The sequence below is a fragment of the Elusimicrobiota bacterium genome (assembly GCA_041658405.1).
Classification (GTDB): domain Bacteria; phylum Elusimicrobiota; class UBA5214; order JBBAAG01; family JBBAAG01; genus JBBAAG01.
Window position 1 is genome coordinate 1 of sequence record JBBAAG010000058.1, and the last position, 20,352, is coordinate 20,352.

Consider the following 20,352-nt stretch of genomic DNA (forward strand, 5'->3'; position numbering starts at 1 on the left):
ACCGCTGAATTCAATGATGCCCATTAACGCCAGTAGTAATGTAGACTTACCCGTACCGTTAGCACCGATAAGCGTTACTACCTCGCCATTCCTAACGGTGAGGTTTATATCATTCAACCCGATTGTACCGTCAGGGTATTTGTATGACAAATGTTCTATGGTAATCACTTATTTTCCCCCTAAAAATCCATTTCGTTCTTTCCCGCCGTTATACCCCCTTGCGAGTAATGCGGCATACACGCGTTCACTACGCTCTAACGCGCGGAGAAATAATGTGGCAACAATATTCCCCGCCATCCCAATTTGCCGGAATATTTTTCCACCGAAATACCGCGCATCCCTTGCGCGTTCAAGTGTTTTCATTTCAGTTATAAGGACGTCCATATAGCGGTACATAAATGATAATAATAAAACCATAATCCCGGGAACTTTCATTTTTATGAATCCATTGAGTAATTCAGAAAATGTTGTAGTTGATAAAAGAAAAAGGATTGAGAGTACTGATAAAATAGACTTTGTTATAACCCCGAGGAGTAACGCCAAGCCTTCTTTTGTGACATTTATACCACCCCACCAAAAATTATATGTAAAAACAACATTGCCTTCCTTAAAGAAGGGTGTAAAAATAGTTATCATAAGGATAAAAGGCAGTACAGTAAATAAACGTTTTAGTATAAACCCGATCTTTGTTTGGCTTAACACCAATAATATGGAAATAAATACAAAATAACCGGTAAATAAACCCCACTGCCCTTGCGGGATTAATACCACCGTAATTACCATAGCGAGTACTGCAATAAACTTTATCCGCGCGTCTAAGTCAGAAAATAGTTTTCTCATTTTTTCTTCAATAACAATCCTATACCGTAAATTGTAATAAACACAAGAAGCGTACCAAACCCGCCCGCTGCGGCGGTGGCAATACGTTCATTTTTTATACCCGGGAAAAGGTAATCGGGGATAAGCGTGTTTAGCACATTTTTACCTTCGGATTTATAAAAAAAACTTTTTATTTCCGCAACTTTCTCCAGCCCGTCCGGAGACGGAGACGCAAACGGAGACAATAGTATCGCTAACCCCACCGCCACCGCTAGCCCAATCAATACAAATTTATTCATTTTACGCAAAACTTTCCTTATATCACACCTTTTGCATGTCAATAATATCAGGCCGTACCTTGAGAAGGTACGATATCATTGTTAAAGTAATCAGTCCTTCAATAATACCGATTACTGAATGAATACTAATCATTGCGGGTAGCGCTGCCGTCAGAGGTACTGTTCCGGATATCGCGAGTTCTACTGCGCAAAAGGTTGCGGCTAAAACTATCGAGAACCACGCAGCAGTAAATGTGCCGGCTATAATACCGTTTTTCCCGGGAATAAGTTGGCGTACTATTTTGTACGTAGTAAAACCTATAACCGGCCCGATAATACCCATATTAAATATGTTTGCCCCTAATGCCGTTAACCCGCCGTCCTGGAATACCAGGCATTGTACAATAAGCACCGTTGTCATTATCAACAACGACATCCAGGGGCCCATTATTATTGCTGCGAAAGCTGCACCCATAAAATGCCCTGATGTTCCCCCTCCGATAGGAAAGTTTAACATCTGCGCTGCAAAAATAAATGCCGCGACTACACCCATCACAGGTACTTGTTTATCATCAACTTTTTTGTTTATTTTACGAATAGCTAAACTCACGCCAGTTAATGATACCGCCGATAGAACTGCCCAGGTTTTAGTATCTAAGAAACCATCAGGTATGTGCATATACTTCCTTCTTTTAATTTTTTGAGGTAACTCGGGAATAAACTGAAACTAAAAATTCGATATGTTTTATCAATATCAAAGTATTAATATAATTCCGTAACCGGAACCCGCGTTATCTGTGTAAGGCTCAGCTTCCCAACAGTTTTATCACCCGCACAGTATGCCAGAAGCATATCTGCACCCGCAAACTCCATTGCAATATAACAATACCAGCCGTCAGGATTATCTTCCAATACCTTATGTTTTTCCCAAGTAATACCATCATCTTTTGAGATTGCCGATACCAACGGTGTACGCTTTAATGGTACAAACGGAATCCGGCCTGAATGATCGTTATATACCACTACTAAATCGCCGGTGGAAGGTATACGTTTAATCGTTGCGGGAGAACATGGTGAGAGTAAACCTGATTTTTCAACAGATGACCACGTTTCACCCTTATCCTTCGAATACGAAATGTACTGCATCCCAAGGTCGGTACGTATCCACATCATCACACGCCCGTCTTTAAGTTCAACAATGCCAGGTTCCTGAAAGCCGGATTTATGTTTAACAGTTAAATCACCGGGAACAACAATTTCCGTATCCGCTGCAACAGGCGATTCAAGAACAGTATTGCTCTGCTGCCATGTATATCCGTTATCATCAGAGAACCATACTGCCACGCGGCCACGCGAGTTATACTCCCCCGACCCTGCGTCGGAATGTATAGCTACAGGAACTATTATCCGTCCCATCGATAACTGTATCATCCTGTCATTATTCACAACATGATACTTAGTTTCACGGGTGACTTCTATACGATCCCCCCACGTTTTACCGTTATCTTTCGACCGGCGGATACAATACTTACAGTCACTCGTAGAATTTTTTAATAGGTATCCTATTAACACATCGCCGTTCTGCAGTTTCAGAAAACTGATAGACATTATATTACATTGACCTTCATTCTGAAGGATAATAACATCTTCGGGAGTCCATGTTTTACCGTTATCTTCGGAATACCGCGCAGCAATGTATGCGTTGTCATGATCACCCCCGCGGCCGGCATAGTAGTGTGTGTACGCAAACATCACGCGTGTACCTCCGAGTTTGAGAAACACGCCTTCCGAATTTCTGGGATTATCCTTTCCCGGCGGAAGTAACCGGTTTTTATTTATTGTCACCTGACAACTCCTTATGAATTTTTTCAAGCCATTCGCTTATCGGTATGTGCTGCGGGCATTTTTCTTCGCATTTACCGCATTTTATGCACGCACCGGCAATAGTTTTTCCTTCAAGTTTTTTTGAGATATTCGCGTATACCTCTTTCGCATGGGACATGTTTTCAAAAAGGTAACCATTATTATACATCGCAAACATATTAGGAATTCTTACGCTGTTAGGACAAGGTATACAGTACCCGCAAGATGTGCAAGGTACCGGGGTATATTTTTTGTATACCTCCTGCAACCGTGTGATGAGCTCTAACTCACCTGAAGTTAAACTTCCGGCACCTGATTTTTCCGCAGAATTAATATTGTGTTCAACTTCGGACATCTTATTCATCCCGCTGAGTACACATGTTACCTCCGGCTGGTTCCATAACCACTGTAATGCTAAGTCTACGGGAGTGTGTTTATGCCCTTCGTTGTTAATAACGTCATTCATAACTTTCGGTAGTTTAGCAAGCCGTCCTCCAAGCAAAGGTTCCATAATAACTATCGGCAACCCTTTCCCTGAAGCATACTTCAATCCTTTAAGCCCGGCTTGGTAGTTAACATTTATATAATTGTACTGTATCTGACAGAAATCCCATTTATCATAAGCATTAATAATTTCTTCAAAAAGACTGTAGTTGTCATGAAACGAAAATCCTACATAACCCACTTTCCCTGCGCGTTTTGCGTTCTCCGCTTGTTTTATGAGGTCGTGTTTAACAACATTTTCCCAAAACGTTTTTCTTAACCCGTGAAGAAGATAAAAATCTATGTGATCCACCTGCAGGCGTTGAAGAGATATGTCTAAATACTTATCAAAATCGCCGGGGGATTCCATAAGCCACACCGGGCTTTTTGTTGCAATCTTAACTTTTTCGCGGTAACCGTCCTTCACCGCGAGGCCTACAACTTTTTCGCTCCCGCCTTCGTAATACTGATATGCAGTATCTAAATAGTTAACTCCGTGGTCAACAGCAAAACGTATCTGTCGGATAGTTTCGGGTTCATCTATAATCCTGGGTTTCCCTTCGGCATGAGGAAGCCTCATACACCCGAATCCTAATGACGAGACGTTCCACCCTGTTTTCCCAAAAGGCCTGTACTTCATCTTTCATTATCTCCATCTACTTTTGTTTTAATATATTGTATAAAAAATACTTTACTTTTTGTGTTTACTATCTTCTTCCTCTGTGTATTCATACTCATGGCCTTCAATTGAAACAATATCCCCGGGTGTAATCCCGTTTTTCTTGAATAACCGTTCCATACCTTTGGTAGTGAGTAATTCGAATAAACGCTTCACTGACTGACGCTGGTCAAAATTTGTTATTGCAACTAAACGCTTCACCTCACTGCCTTTCACCACAAACTTTCCGCCGGTATACTCCACCATAATCCCGGGGATTAGTTTATGATACACTTCAGACTTTACCGTCGGCATTAAAGGCACTTCTTCCGGTGCAACGATATACGCTTTCTTAACTTCTTTCAAAAACGCTGTGAGCCCGTCTTTTTTTATCGCTGAAATTGTGTGGAACTTAACTTTTCTGCCAACACTTTTTTTGAACGACTTAATCATTTCCTCACTACCGGGAATATCTGTTTTGTTTAATACTGTAAGTATCGGTTTCTTGAGTAATACACGGTCGTATTTCTCAAGTTCATCCATAATAATTTTGTAGTTTTCTGCTGCGGTTTTTGTGCCGTATCCCCAAACATCAACCATATGCACAATAACTCTTGTCCTCCGGATATGCCTGAGAAACTCATGCCCTAACCCGCGTCCTGCATGCGCGTCTTCTATCAACCCCGGGACATCAACAAAAATGAGGTTAGTATCGCCAATCTGACACGAACCAAGAACGGGTTCCAGTGTGGTAAACGGATAATCCGCGATCTTCGGCCTTGCGCCTGTTATTACAGAGATAAAAGTAGACTTTCCGGCATTAGGATATCCTACGATACTTATATCCGCGATCACACGGAGTTCAAGTTCAAGTGTAACACTTTCTCCGGGAGTGCCTTTTTCAGATAACCGCGGGACACGGTTGGTATTACTCTTAAACGCTGTATTCCCGCGCCCACCGCGCCCGCCCGTGGCTATAAGAACAGTTTGGTTATGTTCAAACATATCAACCACAACATCGCCATCGCGGTAAATTACGGTTCCACAAGGTACTTCGATATATAAATCCTCACCGGATTCGCCGGTTTTATTATTTCCGCTGCCCTGTTTCCCGCTCTCCGCTTTATAATGCGGGCGGTAATAAAAATCGCGTAATGTTTTTATACTATGGTTTGCACGGAAATACACATTCCCGCCGTTGCCGCCGTTGCCGCCGTTCGGGCCGCCTTTCGGGATAAACTTTTCCCGTCGGAACGACACACACCCGTTCCCCCCGCTCCCGCTCTGGACGTATAGTTTCGCTTTATCAGTAAACATATAAATACATTCCTTTAAAACATATTGGCTAAGCAATTACGTTTATTATTTTATCAAATAAATATGCCGGGCATAATTTTTATTATCCCCGGCATACTTTTACCACAAAAAATTATTTCTGTTATTTACTTCCCCTGCTGCACAACAGGATATACACTAACTTTTTTCTTGCCTTTACGGAACCATTCAAATTTAACTTCGCCGTCCACCAGAGCGAATAACGTGTCATCTTTGCCGATCCCGACATTATTCCCGGGATGAAGTTTAGTCCCGCGCTGCCGCGCGATTATCGTGCCAATCTTCACCACCTGCCCGGTGAAACGTTTTATTCCTAACCGTTTCCCACAGGAATCGCGGTTACCGATTGAACTTTGCCCTCTTGAACGTGCCATACTATTCTATTGCCTCCGATAAATCAATAAATTACTTAACTGCTCACACTCAACCTGCTACCGTAATATTTTCTACTTTAATATCAGTAAAATACTGGCGATGCCCGATTTTACGTTTATACCCTTTTTTTGCGCGGCGTTTGAACGAGATAACCTTTTTCGCGCGATCCTGCTGCACAATTTTGCCGGTAACTTTTGCGTCCTGTACCAACGGCTGGCCAATCAGCATTTTCTCGCCATCTTTGAACATTAACACGTCAGTAAAGACCACTTCATCCCCGACTTTACCGTCAAGCTTTTCAATTCTTATAACTTCGCCCGGTGTAGCGATGTACTGTTTTCCACCGGTTTTTACTACTGCATACATTATATTAAACACCTTTCTGTAAATTCTAGAATTAACGTTTGGTCCACTGGAATTTTTTCCGCGCTTTTGGCTGCCCGGACTTTTTGCGTTCTACCATTCTCGGGTCGCGGGTAAGGAACCCGTGTTGTTTCAACAACTTTTTGTATTCATCACTGATCTTCGCTAATGCTCGGGATAATCCATGACGGATTGCTTCCGACTGCCCGTTGATCCCGCCTCCAAGTACCGTTGCTTTGACATCCATCGCGTTAAGCGTGTTCACTACCTTCAAAGGTTCATACACCTTATCTACCTGCCGGGTATTACCCCTAAAAAACTTATCAACCGGGAGGTTGTTAATCACAAACTTACCATCCCCGGTCGTTACTAACCACACACGCGCAATCGCGGTTTTTCTCCTGCCAGTAGTAGTTATGGTTTGAGTATCAGACATCTGTTTTTATTTCCTCCTATATAACAAACCAGGACAATTATAAAGTTACCTTAGTTAAACCGGCTTCCGTAATACCTACCGGCGCAGCAGTGAAGATCTTCAATCTCCGGAGATATACCGGGCGAAGCTTATTCTTCGGTAACATACCGCTAACACTTAGTTCAACAATTTTTGCGGGGTCTGTTTTCATCAAATCTTTATAAGCTTCCTCTTTTACCCCGCCAAGAAAACCTGTATGCCGCCAATAAACTTTTTGTTCTATCTTCATACCGGTAAGTTTTACCTTTGCAGCGTTTGTAATTACCACAAAATTACCGCACTCCGTCCCCGGTGTATACGATACAGCATTTTTACCCATCAATATCGTTGCTGCTTTTGTTGACAACCGCCCCAGGGGCTGATCCGTAGCGTCGATCGTATACCATACGCGCTTGATATCTTTCTCTTTGATCATAAACGTTTTTTTCATAGTTACACCTTTTTACCGAAAACTTTACAAACAGCCTTTCTCTTTTCTTAAAACTTTTGTTGTTTATATACTAAATTACATAAGTAAATAACAAACGTTCGATTATTTTACTATATCCCGGTTTTTGTGTCAATGATTAAAGTTATTTGTTAATAAAATATTTTTTCGAGGCATAATCCCTGCGGGGGTACAACCCAGGGGACAGGATTTATCTTCCCCTGCCCGCGTTGGATAAGATACCCGACAATCCAGCGGACCATCTTATGAAGAAACCTGTCTCCTGTTATCGTAAACACTATAAACCCGCCTTTTATCTTACGCGCACTGACTTCAGTTAACGCACATACCGTATTTTTTTTGTCACTAATACGGTACGCGTACTGCCGGAAATCTTTTTTCCCAATAAACTTCCTGCATTCTGACTGTATAACCCCTAAGTTAATTTCTGACACGTAATGCCAACAGTACTGCCGTCCAAGCGCAGGACGGATACCGTTGTTATGCCAAAAATATTTGTATGTTTTACACTTCGCATCCCTGCGCGCATTAAACTCGTAGGGTACTTTTGTCACAGAACGTATGCTAATATCACGAGGCAATATGTTGTTCAACGCTTTTAAAATTGTCACCACAGAAAGTTTCGGGGAATCAACACGGAAATTCGCGGCCTGCCCGCGCGCATGAACACCGCTGTCTGTACGTGACGCGCCTGTAAGGATGATCTCTGTATCAAGGATTTGTGTTAATGCATTTTCTACTACTTCCTGGACGGTACGTTTATACGTTTTCCCCCCGGAAGTAAGTTTCTGCCAGCCGGAAAATCCCGCACCGTCGTACTCAAGCACTAACTTTATATTTTCAACTTTTTCAGTTGCATGCACAAATTCACCCGGCATTACGGTTATATTACAATAACTGCAGTTTCATCAACTGTTCCGCGATTTGTACAGCGTTAAGTGCAGCGCCTTTCCACAGGTTGTCGCTTACGATCCACATCGCCAGGCCGTTAGGTACTGAAATATCTTCCCTTATACGCCCGACATAGGTTACATCTTTACATTCCGCATCAAGCGGCATAGGATACTTTCCTGCCGCGGGATCATCCAACAGGACTACACCTTCGGAATTTGATAATATATCACGCACCATCGTGATAGTTAACCGTTTTTGAGTTTCAATCCACACAGCTTCAGAATGCGACCTGAACACCGGAACTCTTATACACGTTGCAGAAACTTTGATATCGTTGTCACCCATAATTTTCTGTGTTTCATTCACCATCTTCATCTCTTCTTTGGTATACCCGTTATCCATAAACACGTCGATCTGAGGAATAAGATTGAATGCAATCTGGTGTGCCATTTTTTTGCCTTTAGGTATCGGTTTATTTTCAACATACGCTTTGGTTTGCATCTTCAAATCTTCAATCGCCCATGCGCCCGCACCGGAAACCGCTTGGTACGTTGCAACAACGATGCGTTTAATTTTTGCAGCTTTATGCAACGGATTAAGTACAACCACCATCTGTATCGTCGAACAATTCGGGTTAGCTATAAGTTTGCGGTCTGACGACAATTCATGCGAATTAATCTCAGGTACCACAAGCGGTACCCCGGGATCCATACGCCACGCACTGGAGTTATCAATCACATAAATCCCGGCATCCGCGAACTTTGGAGCGTACTCCTTGGAAATCGCAGCGCCTGCAGAAAATAATGCGACGTCAAGATCTGCGGCGGAAGGTTTGTACTTAGCTAACTCTTCAACCGCGACCTCAACTCCTGCAAACTTAACCTTTTTCCCGGCAGAACGTTCCGATGCGAATAACCGCAGGTTTTTCACAGGAAACTTGCGTTTCTCAAGCAAGCTCACCATTTCCTGCCCCACTGCCCCGGTAGCGCCTACCACTCCTACGTTATACTGTTTATTAATCTTTTTTACTGACATATTTTTGTATTTCCAATAACCTCTTAATATCCTTAACAATCCCTAAATCTTATTTAAATTTATACGTTAATGTAATCCGTGACAACGGATAATTTGTGCGCCCGCTGACGATATACGTACCACTGAAGAATACGTCCTGGTTCAACACAGCGTCGATAACCAGTGAATTGCTGATATTCGCTGTTGCGCCAAAATTGAATGTAATATTCCCGATACCCGTGGTTACTGTTTGATACTTCGCATTTGAAACAACTGCGTTTGCCGCCCAGTCGTTGTCGTTTACATCAAGCACGCCGTTTTTCCATAATAACTGTTCTAGCCCGCCGCGTAAGGTGAACACCTTTGAAACCTTATGTTCAATCGCGAAGTTAAGCGGAACACCTAAACCAAACGTACTTGCAGCATATTCTTCCGTAGTGGTGGTATTAATCAAATTTTCGGTCTTCCCTGAATACGATGACTGCGATATTTTTAAACTCAACGCTGCGTACAATGTTGTGCGGTCACCCAGCGGCATAACATCACCCGCACCGAAGTTGAACCCGTAAACTCCCAGGTTACGTGTTTGTTTTGTGTTAACATCAAGCGTACCATCCGCATTAGCATCGCGTTTATCAGTATAAAGACTGCCTAATCCGTTCATAGAAACATTACTGAACATCATTAATTTACTGGTTTGCATTATCCGCAGGAACCAGCGCGCATAAAAGTCAAACGTGAACGCGCCGTTACTTTTGAACTCACGGTCGTCTGAACCTTCACGGTTTTGCGCGGCAACATACCATCTTTCGGAATATATGTTTGTTACAAACGGTAATCCAATTTTTACGGCGACATCCAAACTTTCAATCGGCCCAAGTTTTTCCAGCATCGTACCTACACCGAAATTATATTCTGCAGTACCGCGGTCAGACTTCGCTGTACCGTCACCATTCGCACGGGTTGTGGAAGTATAAGTATGTGAGAGTGTATCATAATGATCCGCCATATTCACCCATACCGCTAACTGCGGTGATATACTCCAGAAAAGGTCGAGATGATTGAAGGGTGTTAATACCGTAGACATCGCGCAGGTTAACGCCGCACCGGTAACGTTCGCCGAATTTATCGCCACAGGGACTGCTGTTAAGTCCATACCGGACACTGCTGAATACATCGAGGTGATTGATCCGGAATACGGCCGCCCGACAAATGCTGCGATTGTGCCGATAGGCATTTTCTTACTGCTAACCCCTGCCCACTGTGTATACGACATCGGCGCTGTTGGTATCCCGAGCTCGCCCCAAACTAATCCCGGATACTGCACCAATCTCGCGGGGTTATCCCATATATTGTAATCATCTTCCGCCATCCAATTACTTAATCCCATACCTTCCATACGGCTTTGTGTAGCAAACACCGCGGACGCTGACGACATCAATACAACGGTTAACAACACTGCGATAAACCTTTTCATCTGCTTTTCCTCCCTTTTCCCTCTTTGTTTAACCTCTATGAAACTTAATATGTTTTGTATATAATACAAAAAGTGGTTTATATGTCAATATGGTAATTTAAATTGTTTACATGCAAAACCATGGTTTACTATACTACATTAATAAGACAAGAAAGCGTGTGTATGGATTATGAAAACAAGCGAATATGTTCCCAGGTTTTATCATGAATGGACAAAAGACAGGGTATTGAAAACGTTTGAAGTTAAAGTGCGTGAGACTGAACTATGGTTTCGTGCGGAAGTTAACCTTGTGAATGACGCTGTTGTATTGGTAAAAAAGTACCGGCATGAAATTGAACGGTATATCGCTCTACGCCCGGAGTTTCAGACAAGCCTTGTGCCAATAACAACACGCGATGTACCGGAAGAAACTGCTATTGTTCAGGAAATGATAAAACAGTCCGCCACAGCGGGTGTCGGCCCGATGGCAACAGTTGCCGGTGCGGTTGCGGAGTTCGTTGGGAAAAAACTGCTTCCGCAATCTACTGAGCTTATCATAGAAAACGGCGGTGATATTTTTATTGCAAGTACAAAAGAACGTATTGCCGGGATATATGCGGGAGAGAATAATAAATTCAGTGGAAAACTGGGTATACGCCTACCCCCGTACCCAAAAGGGATTGGTGTATGCACATCATCGGGTACTGTAGGACATTCGTTAAGTTTTGGTACAGCAGATGCTGTGGTAATAATTTCAGAATCCACAACGCTTGCTGATGCTGTAGCCACCTCTGCGGGTAATCACGTAAAAAACGTTGACGATGTGGAGAAAGCAGCTGAGTATGCCGTAAACATTCCCGGTATTACCGGTGCTGTAATAATAAAAGACGAGCGTATGGCCGCTGCGGGTATGATAGAGTTAGTGAAAACATAAGTTACTATTTCACCATAATATTTTCTAAAATATACTTTATGAAACATATAAGATTCATTTTCGCTACAATTTTGATGTTCACCGTTTGCCCATACACTGAAGGAATTTCTGTCCGGGGATGGTCAAATTTTGATATCACCGCCGGTAATACAGATAACCTTTACCGCACATCAACAGCATTTTCAGATACGCTATCAAACCTGGCGGTAATACTTGGAGCAAAAACAGTATTTTCCCCTAAATTTTATTGCAATACATCGTACCGTTTAGACAATAGGATGTATGGTAATTACACCTCAGCAAAATATTCAATGCAATCTATTTCCGAGGAAGTGTTTTCTTCGTTGTTCAACGATACTATTGAATTTAATTTCACCGGTACATACGACTACTTTCTTCAGCCCGAACGAACTACTTATGATTTTACAGGAGTATACTTGTCTCCTGAAATAAAAGCGTATTTTACTGACGAACTCACGCTTTCATTATCGTATATTTATCAACAAACGGATTACCCGCTGTACAATTTGGACAACCTTATGACCGGTTACTTTATGTCTCTTGGCTATGACTTATCCTTGTTCAACAGCATGAAATTGTATGCATATTCATACCATAAACCATTCCTGGAATATCATCTATACCAAACCTCAGACGGTACAACGTCTTCACTCACCAGGACTGATGAAAACATTGGTGGCACGTTGTACTATACTACAATCATTTTATTTGGGCAGGTAAGTATTAAATACAATTACGACAGTTTAATCTCGAACGGGGACTATCTCCATTATGGAACAGACAAAACTTATTATACGGATGACGAATTTATTATTTCTGATTACAACAGTTATTCTGCGCATAAATTCGGGATCGGGTACGGGATATATACGTTACACCCCTTTATTTTCAATATTACCGGCGATATCCAATCCGTAAACTATAGACAGCGGCATTACCTAAATTCTGACAATCTCTATTCAACGGACATACAACGAGACACTGTCTCAACTCTTTCAATGTCATTTGGTTACATAATTACCGATTTTGGCGATCTTGGCAAGTTGCGGTTGAATCTTCGGTATGATTATGAAACTCTATCTTCGAACAACCCGGTAGCGGGATACTCAAATAATATTATCACATCATCATTGTCCGGCTGGTTTTGGTGATACGATTGCGGCCTGTTGTTTTCCTGTTGAACGTAAAATATATGTTAATCCGATTTTATGTGTATAATCAAAACTACCCATCATTGCCACCGCATAATCTATTCTAATCTTGCCCAGTAAAACTCCCAAGCCGAATGTAACAGAATCGGAATCGTACCCGATTTTGTACCCGCTTCTCAACACAAGATTGTGGTTAACAATATATTCAACCCCCAAGTTTTCACGTGCCTGCGCAGTGCCTGTTTTTACAACATCCGCGGTTATTGTAACATCTTTCCCTTCTTCTCTCAAAAGTTGGTAACAGGCTCCAAAACGCAGAGTTAATGGCACATCATCTTCTACACTTATATACTTTATTTTGTTGCCAATACCATTTAACGAAAATCCGAGACATATCTTATTTTTATTATTCTCAACTAATTGCCATATAAACCCTGCGTCAGCAGAATATACATCGGCTTCATATTGTTCCGCAATCATACTTTTCATGTATTTTACATTAGTGCCTAACAATACTTTATCCATTTTTATCGCGTAATTCGCCTGAAAAACACGTTCATCTAAGGCATTAACTATTTTACTCCTCCCATCGATATAGTTAATTTCTGCCATACCGCCGTTCAGAATGTAGTAAGCCAGCCATACTGAAGTTAAAGGGCTTACCCGAATGTTTCCGTACGTGCCGGTATAATACGTATCTACTAAAGATTTGTATCCTCCAAGCTTTATTTCTGTTCCGAGAGCGCCGTACGTTCCAGCTGGATTATAAAATATACTTTCCCCCGAACCCGTTACTGCAACATACGCGTCACCCATCGCGGCAGCACGAGGCGCAAGATTATTGCGTAAAGATACTGCCGAAGATATAGAATTTGATGAATATACCATAGACCAAGAGAGTACCGATATCGCAGCAGCTATTACCAATTTATTGTAGCGCATCATAAAACAATTTCCTATTTTATAACAACAATCTTCTTCACATCTTTATAACTACCAGCACGAATCTGTACGAGATATACACCGGAAGGAACCATTGTGCCAGTATCATCTTCCCCATCCCAGCTTACGGCATACTGCCCGGCAAGCTGTGTTTCGTTTCTTAATGTTTTCACAAGTATACCATCCAATGTAAACACTTTAATCACAACTTCATTTGACTCAGTGGTATTATACCAAACAGCAACTTTTTGTCCTGTGGACGGATTGAACAAATTATTTACCGGCTTTAACCCTAGAGACTTACCTTCTAATGTCCCTAGAACAGATATAAAATCGTCAAGTTCAATATTACTGCTTAAATACAATTTGTTGTATTTAGGAGAAAAAGAGTAACCCTCTTTCTCGGGTATTAGTTTATAATCACCGGGCAATAAATTGCTTAGGTAATACTTGCCTGCACTGTCTGTAACAATTATCCCTGAGTTGTCTATTGACAGTGACAGCTTTATACCCGCCAATGGCATACCGGCACTGTCTACTACTTTTCCTGATATCTTGTACATATTAACTCCGGAATAACCGGTAAAATTTTGTTCATCCCGGTTGGAATCAAGTATAATTTGTTTGTTATAAGGACTAAAACTGCTCCCGTTCTTTACTGGTGAAACCGTGTATTCCCCAACGGATAATGATAAAAACTGGTAGTACCCCGTAGAATCTGTGGTATAACTACCGGTACTGATACCGGTTAGCAACACTTGTACACCGGATATTCCGTTATGATTAAAATCGCGGAGGTATCCTTTAATGTAATATTTCATCCCTGATGCCACAAAATTTTGATTTTGTTTATCAACATCCAACGGATTGTAACTGTTTGTCGGAGGAGAAAATACCCATTTTTCTTTTTTCACTGATACAACATAATTACCTGAATTAAGAGATATGAATTGATAATACCCGCTTCCTGTTGTAATTACTACAAGATATTTATCCCCTGATAATGTAACTGTAGCTTTTTCAATAGCATTCCCTGTTGATGCCCGAACGTACCCATTGATACTATACGTTTTCGTTACCACACTAAAGTTTTGATTATCCTGATTTGACAACAGGTTTATTGTTTTAGTAGACGGTGAAAACACTAATCCTGTTTTCATAGGGGTAATTGTGTATGTACTTGTAGATAAATTCAGGAACTCGTAATACCCGGATATATTAGTCATACAACTACCCGATATTATCCCGGAAATTGATACAGTAATATTTGCTATTCCAGTATTATTCCCGTCACGTAGATATCCTTTTATATAATAAAGAGATCCTGTAACAAAAGTACCAACAAAATTAATAGTATCCGGTTGAGTGGTTAATGGATAAAACAGCTTGTTAAACGGATTAAACATATACCCTTGACGGATAGGAGTGACAATATAATTGCTGGTAGATAGGTTTATAAACTCGTAGTACCCACTTGAGTTAGTAACATAACTTGCAGATTTTGTCCCGGATAAGGTTACTGTCGTACCGTTAATACCGTATCCTGTGGTTTTTCGAACGTATCCTTTGATAAAAAACACTGAAGACACCGCAAAGTTCTGGTTTCCCTGACTGGATGTGAGATTTAATGTTTTATTCACCGGTGAAGCTACCCAGCCTGTTCGGTTAGGAGTAATTGTATATGTCCCGGTTGATAAATTTAAAAACTCGTAGTACCCATCCGTACCGGTGATATATTTACCTGATGTTTTACCGCTTAGTGATACGGTAAAATTTGAAACGCCTTCGCCAGTAACATTACGGATATACCCTTTAATATAACAAACCGTTGAGGATGTTGAGACAGACGCCCCAACAAAATTTTGTGTAGTTTGGTTTGTTTCCATTTCTTGATAAGCATAGTTTATCGGATTAAAATTCCAGCCAGTTTTATACGCAGCAACGCCATAATTTCCGTAAGCAAGATTAGAAAAATAATAATACCCGCTCGACGTAGTGAGATACACCTGATATTTATCCCCGGTAATTGTTACCGTTGTTTGTGAAATTCCTGTACTCGATGAGGTCAGGACATATCCCTGAACCGACAGTTGTATTTGCAGCGCGGTATAATTTTGATCAGATAGATTAGCGGTTAACGATGCAACACTGCGGCTGCCTGGTGTTACAGACCACCCGTATTTTGTAGGGGTAATAATATAACTACCGGACGAAAGTGACAAAAATTCGTAGTACCCACTGGTATTTGTTATACAATATCCGGTAGTTTTACCGGTAAGTGCAATAGTAAATCCATCCACAGGGACGCTATTACTGTCCCGGACATATCCTTTAATATAGTAGCGAGTCTCACTACCAGTATAGGAACCCACGAATGTTTGGTCATCAAAAGATGTTGATAATGGACGATAAACGTATGTCATTGGATTAAAACTCCACCCAGACTTTACCGGGGTGATGGTCCAATCCCCTGATGGTATCGCAGTAAATTCATAATATCCTTCATTATCAGTAAAGGACTTATATATTTGATTCCCTGACAGCGTTACCGTCGCGTTTGAAATACCAAATCCGCTTGAATCCCTAACATATCCTTTAATATAGTAAACAGTTGAATCTGGCATATATTTGGCTAACTTAAGTACAGATGTTGTCCAATCAAGATAACTTATATACGCGTTGTTATTAGAATCCAAAACTAACTTACAATACTCGCCTACATCGCCCGCTGCATCAATTCTTTGAATACTCCAACTTGTCCCGGTCCAGTATGCATACTTCAAATCGTTGTTCGTCCAATCGTAATACGCAATATGCGGGTACCCGTTGGAATCTAAGTCTAAAGACGTATGCCACCCAACATCATCTATAGAATCAACTGTCTGCACTACCCACCCGGATGTAGTGTATTCCGCGTACTTTAGATCTCCGTTTGTCCAGTCGTAGTAACTTACCCGCGGATGGCCGTCATTATCTAACTGCAGAGACGTGTATAACCCGACATCACCGCTGCTATCAACAATCTCGTAATACCATGTAGTACCTGTCCATTTTGAATACCTGAGATTGCCATATATCCAGTCATAGTAACTCACACAAGGTATGTTTTGACTATTAATTTTTACTGAATTATACATCCCTACCTGCCCGCTGCTGTCTACTACAGAATACGACCATGAACTACCGTTCCATTCAGCATACTTCAACCGAGCATTACTAGAATCGTAATAACTTACCTGCGGATGGCCGCTGGAGTCTAAGGCCAAACTGGTATACTGTCCTACATCTTCTGCTGCATCTATTACATCTATATCCCATCCGGTAGAGGTTGAGTAACTTGCATATTTTAGATCTGAACTTGTCCAGTCGTAATAACTAATTTTTGGGTTATTACCTGAATCTATTACTAAACTATTATACTGCCCCGCATCGCTTAGATTATCAATCGTTTGAATGCTCCAGCTCGTGCCGGTCCAACGGGCAAGTTTTAAACAGTTAGGTTGTCCTTCCACTGTTTCAATTTCCCATGATGAACCATTATACTTCGCATATTTAAGATCGAAATTACTGGAATCAAAGTATGCTAAATGTAAATTATTATTTATACCGCGAGCAAGAGATGAATATGTTCCCACATCACCTGCAGAATCTATAACCTGTTTTTCCCATACAGAACCGGTCCACTTAGCGTATTTTAAATCATGGTTTGTCCAATCGTAATAACTTATATTTGGCAGATTGTTGATATATACTAAAGAACCATGTTCCCCAACAAAGTCAGTCCCGCTATCGACTGTAGAAATGTTCCATACAGAACCGGTCCACTTAGCGTATTTTAACCCTCCGGCAGACCAATCAAAGTATGCTATTCCCGGATTATTCGAAGAATCTAATGCCATTGACGTAAATTGACCTACAGCACCCAATGTATCAACTGCCGAAGTCGACCATTTCACACCAGTCCACTTCGCGTATTTTAAGTCTGCACCACCCGAATCATAATAACTGATATGCGGAATATTATTTGTATCAACCTTTATTGAAGTATATTCACCTACGGTATCAGCATTATCTACTACTGAGATTTCCCATGAAGCACCATTCCATTTTGCATACTTTAAATAACTGCCGGTCCAGCTATAGTACGATATATGAGGATTGCCCAAACTGTCTACCGTAATTGCTGTATGTTCTCCGATATCGCCAGTAGAATCAACGGTTTGAATTTCCCATGCAGAACCATTCCACTTAGCGTATTTTAAATCGTCGTTAGTCCAGTCGTAATATGCTATATGCGGCCTGTTTTGTGAGTCAAGTGCTATACTCGAATGCTCACCAACATCGCCAATAGTATCGATTGCTGTAATCTCCCATATACCCCCGTATTTTGTTGCGTATTTAAGATCACCCTGCGCCCAATCGTAGTAACATATATGAGGAATGTTATTCGTGTCTGCTGAAACTGAACAATACTCTCCGACAAATGCGCCGGCATAATAGCTTATTGCAGGGTAATTATTGGTATCCAACGCAAGTGATGTGTACATCCCAGCTTTGCCGTCAGTATCAACAGACTGAACAGTCCATCCAGCAAAGGAAGGAGCGGAAAAAAGTAACGTTAAAACACAAGAAATTAGTACATTACAACGAGACATTATATTCCTATAAATATTAAAACAATAAACAAACAACGGCGCCTCTGAGTTTTTAGAACTCAGAGGCTACCGCTATCTTTTGCTGTTGAGGTACAACTTTATACCGCAAAAGTTATCTGCGTGGCTTCATCTGCTTTTCTTGCGTCGCTGTCCCGGACTGCGTCTGTGTCGCATCACCGGCTTGTTCTTTAATAGCTTCTTTAACTTTTTCTTTCGCTGTGGTCTGCGTCTTTACTGCGCCGTCACCGGATGAGCTGGAAGTACGGACTGATTTTCTTTCAGCTACTGCTGCCTGGATTGCGTTTTTCAATCCTTCACCCGTAATTCCTTCTTTCGCGCATTTCTTCGCGGCTAACGCTACTGCAACTTTGGCTTCCTTCGCAGGAACGCCTTCTGCAACTGCTTTAGCAACTGCATCGATTGATGCGGCAACTGCTTCCGCACCGAGTTTGCTCTGCAGCATCTCTTTCGTCATCTGACGAATCTCGCGAGGAGACGTACCAGCTGCTGTTGCTTTATCCGCAGACTGCATAACTTTTTGGCATTCTTCATTTGTTAAACCAGCTTTTGTGCAGGTTTCTGACATCTTCTGCATATCTACTGAAGACATTGCTGTTTTTGAATAGCTGCCACCGGCCTGGGTCTGTGTTTGCGTACCACTGCCGCTGCCAGAACCGTCTTGCGCCTGAGTCTGCGTCTGTGTCGCGGTTCCATCCTGCGCCTGGGTTTGTGTCTGCGTTGCTGTACCGTCTTGCGCCTGGGTCTGTGTTGCTGTGCCGGATTGAGTTCCCGTACCCGTACCAGACTGAGTCTGTGTTACTGTTCCAGATTGAGTTGCCGTACCAGACTGTGTACCCGTGCCGGTTCCTGAGCCTGTTGCTGCGAATGCAAGCGCTGTGCTGAATACTAACACTAATCCTATCATCAATACTTTCTTCATTTAACTAATCCTCCTATGTTTTTGTTTTTCGAACTCTTGATTTTACTTTTACTCACTTGAGACCTAACTACTGATAAATTCACCTCCTTTTTCCTAATCATTATATGTATACTCATATACTTTTACTAAGATCTATTACTGATTTCTTTCTCCCGTCATTATCTTCAATAACATTTTTTGATTTTGGATCGGACATATACTTTTTCCCATCAATAACAAACATATACTTATAACATTTGGGTTGTAACGGTACTATAATCGTCCAATTACCATTACTGCGTATCATTTGCCCGGATTTTTCATCCCAGTTATTGAAATCGCCAACCAAAGATACAGTTGATGCATTTTCCGGGGCAGGAAGGTCGAACTTCAACCATACCTGCTGCGCTGTTGGTTGGGCTACTGTGAAATGATAGATTGCTACAGGGATTGTTGCGATCATTATAATAGCCGCTGTTAATGAAAGTATGTTTATACGTGCAAGACGTAAGCTATCGAATATACTGTGTTTAATTTCATATTCACTTGAATCCGTAACATTCCTTGTCTTTACTAACACTTTGGAAGTAAAAGTTTCCGGTACTGCTATTTTTCCAGCATATTCGTTCAAATTATCTAATTTTGCATAAAATTCGTATTTTTCTTTACACACTCTGCATTTTTGTGTGTGTTCAGATAAAAACTCGAGGTCAGCCGTACTTACCCGGTCGTAATCCATCTTTTTGTTAATAATTTCAACTGCTTTTTTACAACTCATTGTTCTTTACCTCATTTATCCTTTTTATCCGTTCTCATACAGTTATACAATCGATACCTTAAAAAAGTTTCAATAATTATTCATTACTTGACTTAAAAAATAACGAGAATATTCCGTCATGGTAATGATAATTTGTTTAACACGTGAGACATCGCAGCCAGTTCATATGGTTTGGGCAGTATACCTTTAAACCCGTACTTATCATATTCCGATACAACTATGTCGGTTGAATACCCGCTTGATACGATAGCTTTGACATTCGTGTCTATTTTTAGCAGTTGTCCTATAGTATCTTTCCCGCTCATCCCGCCGACTATTGTTAAGTCCAGTATCACCGCATCGATTTTTTTATCTGACTGCATCTCCTGTTTATATATCTCAACTGCTTGTTCTCCATTCCTGGCAGTAACAACATCGTATCCAAGTTTGGCAAGCATTTTCTCTGCTATTGCTAATATAGATTCTTCATCATCCATAACCAGTATCCTGCC

21 protein-coding genes are annotated in these 20,352 nt (G+C 41.3%); 2 read left to right on the forward strand and 19 right to left on the reverse strand.

The genetic code is table 11. The features are described 5' to 3' along the window. The 14 genes from WC955_09620 to WC955_09685 all read right to left on the reverse strand — a co-directional run. The coding region (locus WC955_09620; GenBank protein MFA5859314.1) for an ATP-binding cassette domain-containing protein at nt 1-168 on the reverse strand (168 nt) is incomplete at its 3' end. After that, nucleotides 169-840, reverse strand: a complete 672-nt coding sequence (gene cbiQ / locus WC955_09625; protein ID MFA5859315.1) for a cobalt ECF transporter T component CbiQ — start codon at nt 838-840, stop codon at nt 169-171. Continuing rightward, nucleotides 837-1,118: a PDGLE domain-containing protein gene (locus WC955_09630; protein ID MFA5859316.1), complete on the reverse strand. Its 282-nt coding sequence runs from the start codon at nt 1,116-1,118 to the stop codon at nt 837-839. Before WC955_09630 ends, cbiQ begins: the two co-directional genes overlap by 4 nt. A 22-nt stretch (nt 1,119-1,140) precedes the next feature. Further along, complete coding sequence (locus tag WC955_09635; protein ID MFA5859317.1) at nt 1,141-1,776, reverse strand: energy-coupling factor ABC transporter permease; 636 nt, start codon at nt 1,774-1,776, stop codon at nt 1,141-1,143. An 83-nt stretch (nt 1,777-1,859) separates the two neighbouring features. Then, nucleotides 1,860-2,942: a sialidase family protein gene (locus WC955_09640; GenBank protein ID MFA5859318.1), complete on the reverse strand. Its 1,083-nt coding sequence runs from the start codon at nt 2,940-2,942 to the stop codon at nt 1,860-1,862. Beyond that, the gene (locus WC955_09645; protein MFA5859319.1) at nt 2,929-4,083 is read right to left on the reverse strand and encodes an aldo/keto reductase; all 1,155 of its coding nucleotides are present in this window, start codon (nt 4,081-4,083) and stop codon (nt 2,929-2,931) included. Before WC955_09645 ends, WC955_09640 begins: the two co-directional genes overlap by 14 nt. 51 nt (nt 4,084-4,134) lie before the next feature. Continuing rightward, complete coding sequence (obgE, locus tag WC955_09650) at nt 4,135-5,418, reverse strand: GTPase ObgE (GenBank protein ID MFA5859320.1); 1,284 nt, start codon at nt 5,416-5,418, stop codon at nt 4,135-4,137. A 125-nt stretch (nt 5,419-5,543) separates the two neighbouring features. Continuing rightward, entirely contained in the window at nt 5,544-5,810 is a 267-nt protein-coding gene (rpmA, locus tag WC955_09655; protein MFA5859321.1) for a 50S ribosomal protein L27, read from the reverse strand. Between the two features lie 49 nt (nt 5,811-5,859). After that, entirely contained in the window at nt 5,860-6,177 is a 318-nt protein-coding gene (gene rplU, locus WC955_09660; GenBank protein MFA5859322.1) for a 50S ribosomal protein L21, read from the reverse strand. Between the two features lie 31 nt (nt 6,178-6,208). Then, entirely contained in the window at nt 6,209-6,610 is a 402-nt protein-coding gene (rpsI, locus tag WC955_09665; protein ID MFA5859323.1) for a 30S ribosomal protein S9, read from the reverse strand. 37 nt (nt 6,611-6,647) lie between these two features. Then, nucleotides 6,648-7,079 (reverse strand): 50S ribosomal protein L13, encoded by a 432-nt coding sequence (rplM, locus tag WC955_09670; GenBank protein MFA5859324.1) that lies wholly within the window; start codon nt 7,077-7,079, stop codon nt 6,648-6,650. 149 nt (nt 7,080-7,228) lie between these two features. Next, the gene (truA, locus tag WC955_09675; GenBank protein MFA5859325.1) at nt 7,229-7,975 is read right to left on the reverse strand and encodes a tRNA pseudouridine(38-40) synthase TruA; all 747 of its coding nucleotides are present in this window, start codon (nt 7,973-7,975) and stop codon (nt 7,229-7,231) included. 10 nt (nt 7,976-7,985) lie between these two features. Further along, entirely contained in the window at nt 7,986-9,026 is a 1,041-nt protein-coding gene (locus WC955_09680; protein ID MFA5859326.1) for an aspartate-semialdehyde dehydrogenase, read from the reverse strand. A 49-nt stretch (nt 9,027-9,075) separates the two neighbouring features. Further along, on the reverse strand, nt 9,076-10,482 hold the full coding sequence (locus WC955_09685) for a hypothetical protein (GenBank protein MFA5859327.1): 1,407 nt from the start codon (nt 10,480-10,482) through the stop codon (nt 9,076-9,078). A gap of 169 nt (nt 10,483-10,651) precedes the next feature. On the opposite strand from WC955_09685, the gene WC955_09690 reads away from it, so the two are divergent. Next, entirely contained in the window at nt 10,652-11,395 is a 744-nt protein-coding gene (locus WC955_09690; protein ID MFA5859328.1) for a UPF0280 family protein, read from the forward strand. Between the two features lie 38 nt (nt 11,396-11,433). Continuing rightward, nucleotides 11,434-12,567: a hypothetical protein gene (locus tag WC955_09695; GenBank protein ID MFA5859329.1), complete on the forward strand. Its 1,134-nt coding sequence runs from the start codon at nt 11,434-11,436 to the stop codon at nt 12,565-12,567. On the opposite strand, the gene WC955_09700 is transcribed toward WC955_09695, so the two are convergent. The 5 genes from WC955_09700 to WC955_09720 form a co-directional block, all read right to left on the reverse strand. Then, complete coding sequence (locus WC955_09700) at nt 12,544-13,509, reverse strand: PorV/PorQ family protein (protein ID MFA5859330.1); 966 nt, start codon at nt 13,507-13,509, stop codon at nt 12,544-12,546. The genes WC955_09695 and WC955_09700 overlap by 24 nt on opposite strands. A gap of 14 nt (nt 13,510-13,523) precedes the next feature. Further along, nucleotides 13,524-18,164 carry a carboxypeptidase regulatory-like domain-containing protein gene (locus WC955_09705; protein ID MFA5859331.1) on the reverse strand — a complete coding sequence of 1,547 codons (4,641 nt, stop codon included), beginning with the start codon at nt 18,162-18,164 and terminating at the stop codon, nt 13,524-13,526. A 112-nt stretch (nt 18,165-18,276) separates the two neighbouring features. Then, nucleotides 18,277-19,104 (reverse strand): hypothetical protein, encoded by an 828-nt coding sequence (locus WC955_09710; GenBank protein MFA5859332.1) that lies wholly within the window; start codon nt 19,102-19,104, stop codon nt 18,277-18,279. 112 nt (nt 19,105-19,216) lie between these two features. Further along, nucleotides 19,217-19,861 carry an isoamylase early set domain-containing protein gene (locus WC955_09715; GenBank protein ID MFA5859333.1) on the reverse strand — a complete coding sequence of 215 codons (645 nt, stop codon included), beginning with the start codon at nt 19,859-19,861 and terminating at the stop codon, nt 19,217-19,219. 116 nt (nt 19,862-19,977) lie between these two features. Then, the coding region (locus WC955_09720; protein ID MFA5859334.1) for a response regulator at nt 19,978-20,352 on the reverse strand (375 nt) is incomplete at its 5' end.

Bases quoted from the DNA above. Each gene is read 5' to 3' on its own strand.
- cbiQ (MFA5859315.1), bottom strand. From the start codon at position 840: ATGAGAAAACTATTTTCTGACTTAGACGCGCGGATAAAGTTTATTGCA.
- WC955_09630 (MFA5859316.1), bottom strand. From the start codon at position 1,118: ATGAATAAATTTGTATTGATTGGGCTAGCGGTGGCGGTGGGGTTAGCG.
- WC955_09635 (MFA5859317.1), bottom strand. From the start codon at position 1,776: ATGCACATACCTGATGGTTTCTTAGATACTAAAACCTGGGCAGTTCTA.
- WC955_09645 (MFA5859319.1), bottom strand. From the start codon at position 4,083: ATGAAGTACAGGCCTTTTGGGAAAACAGGGTGGAACGTCTCGTCATTA.
- obgE (MFA5859320.1), bottom strand. From the start codon at position 5,418: ATGTTTACTGATAAAGCGAAACTATACGTCCAGAGCGGGAGCGGGGGG.
- rpmA (MFA5859321.1), bottom strand. From the start codon at position 5,810: ATGGCACGTTCAAGAGGGCAAAGTTCAATCGGTAACCGCGATTCCTGT.
- rplU (MFA5859322.1), bottom strand. From the start codon at position 6,177: ATGTATGCAGTAGTAAAAACCGGTGGAAAACAGTACATCGCTACACCG.
- rpsI (MFA5859323.1), bottom strand. From the start codon at position 6,610: ATGTCTGATACTCAAACCATAACTACTACTGGCAGGAGAAAAACCGCG.
- rplM (MFA5859324.1), bottom strand. From the start codon at position 7,079: ATGAAAAAAACGTTTATGATCAAAGAGAAAGATATCAAGCGCGTATGG.
- truA (MFA5859325.1), bottom strand. From the start codon at position 7,975: ATGCCGGGTGAATTTGTGCATGCAACTGAAAAAGTTGAAAATATAAAG.
- WC955_09680 (MFA5859326.1), bottom strand. From the start codon at position 9,026: ATGTCAGTAAAAAAGATTAATAAACAGTATAACGTAGGAGTGGTAGGC.
- WC955_09685 (MFA5859327.1), bottom strand. From the start codon at position 10,482: ATGAAAAGGTTTATCGCAGTGTTGTTAACCGTTGTATTGATGTCGTCA.
- WC955_09690 (MFA5859328.1), top strand. From the start codon at position 10,652: ATGAAAACAAGCGAATATGTTCCCAGGTTTTATCATGAATGGACAAAA.
- WC955_09695 (MFA5859329.1), top strand. From the start codon at position 11,434: ATGAAACATATAAGATTCATTTTCGCTACAATTTTGATGTTCACCGTT.
- WC955_09700 (MFA5859330.1), bottom strand. From the start codon at position 13,509: ATGCGCTACAATAAATTGGTAATAGCTGCTGCGATATCGGTACTCTCT.
- WC955_09705 (MFA5859331.1), bottom strand. From the start codon at position 18,164: ATGTCTCGTTGTAATGTACTAATTTCTTGTGTTTTAACGTTACTTTTT.
- WC955_09710 (MFA5859332.1), bottom strand. From the start codon at position 19,104: ATGAAGAAAGTATTGATGATAGGATTAGTGTTAGTATTCAGCACAGCG.
- WC955_09715 (MFA5859333.1), bottom strand. From the start codon at position 19,861: ATGAGTTGTAAAAAAGCAGTTGAAATTATTAACAAAAAGATGGATTAC.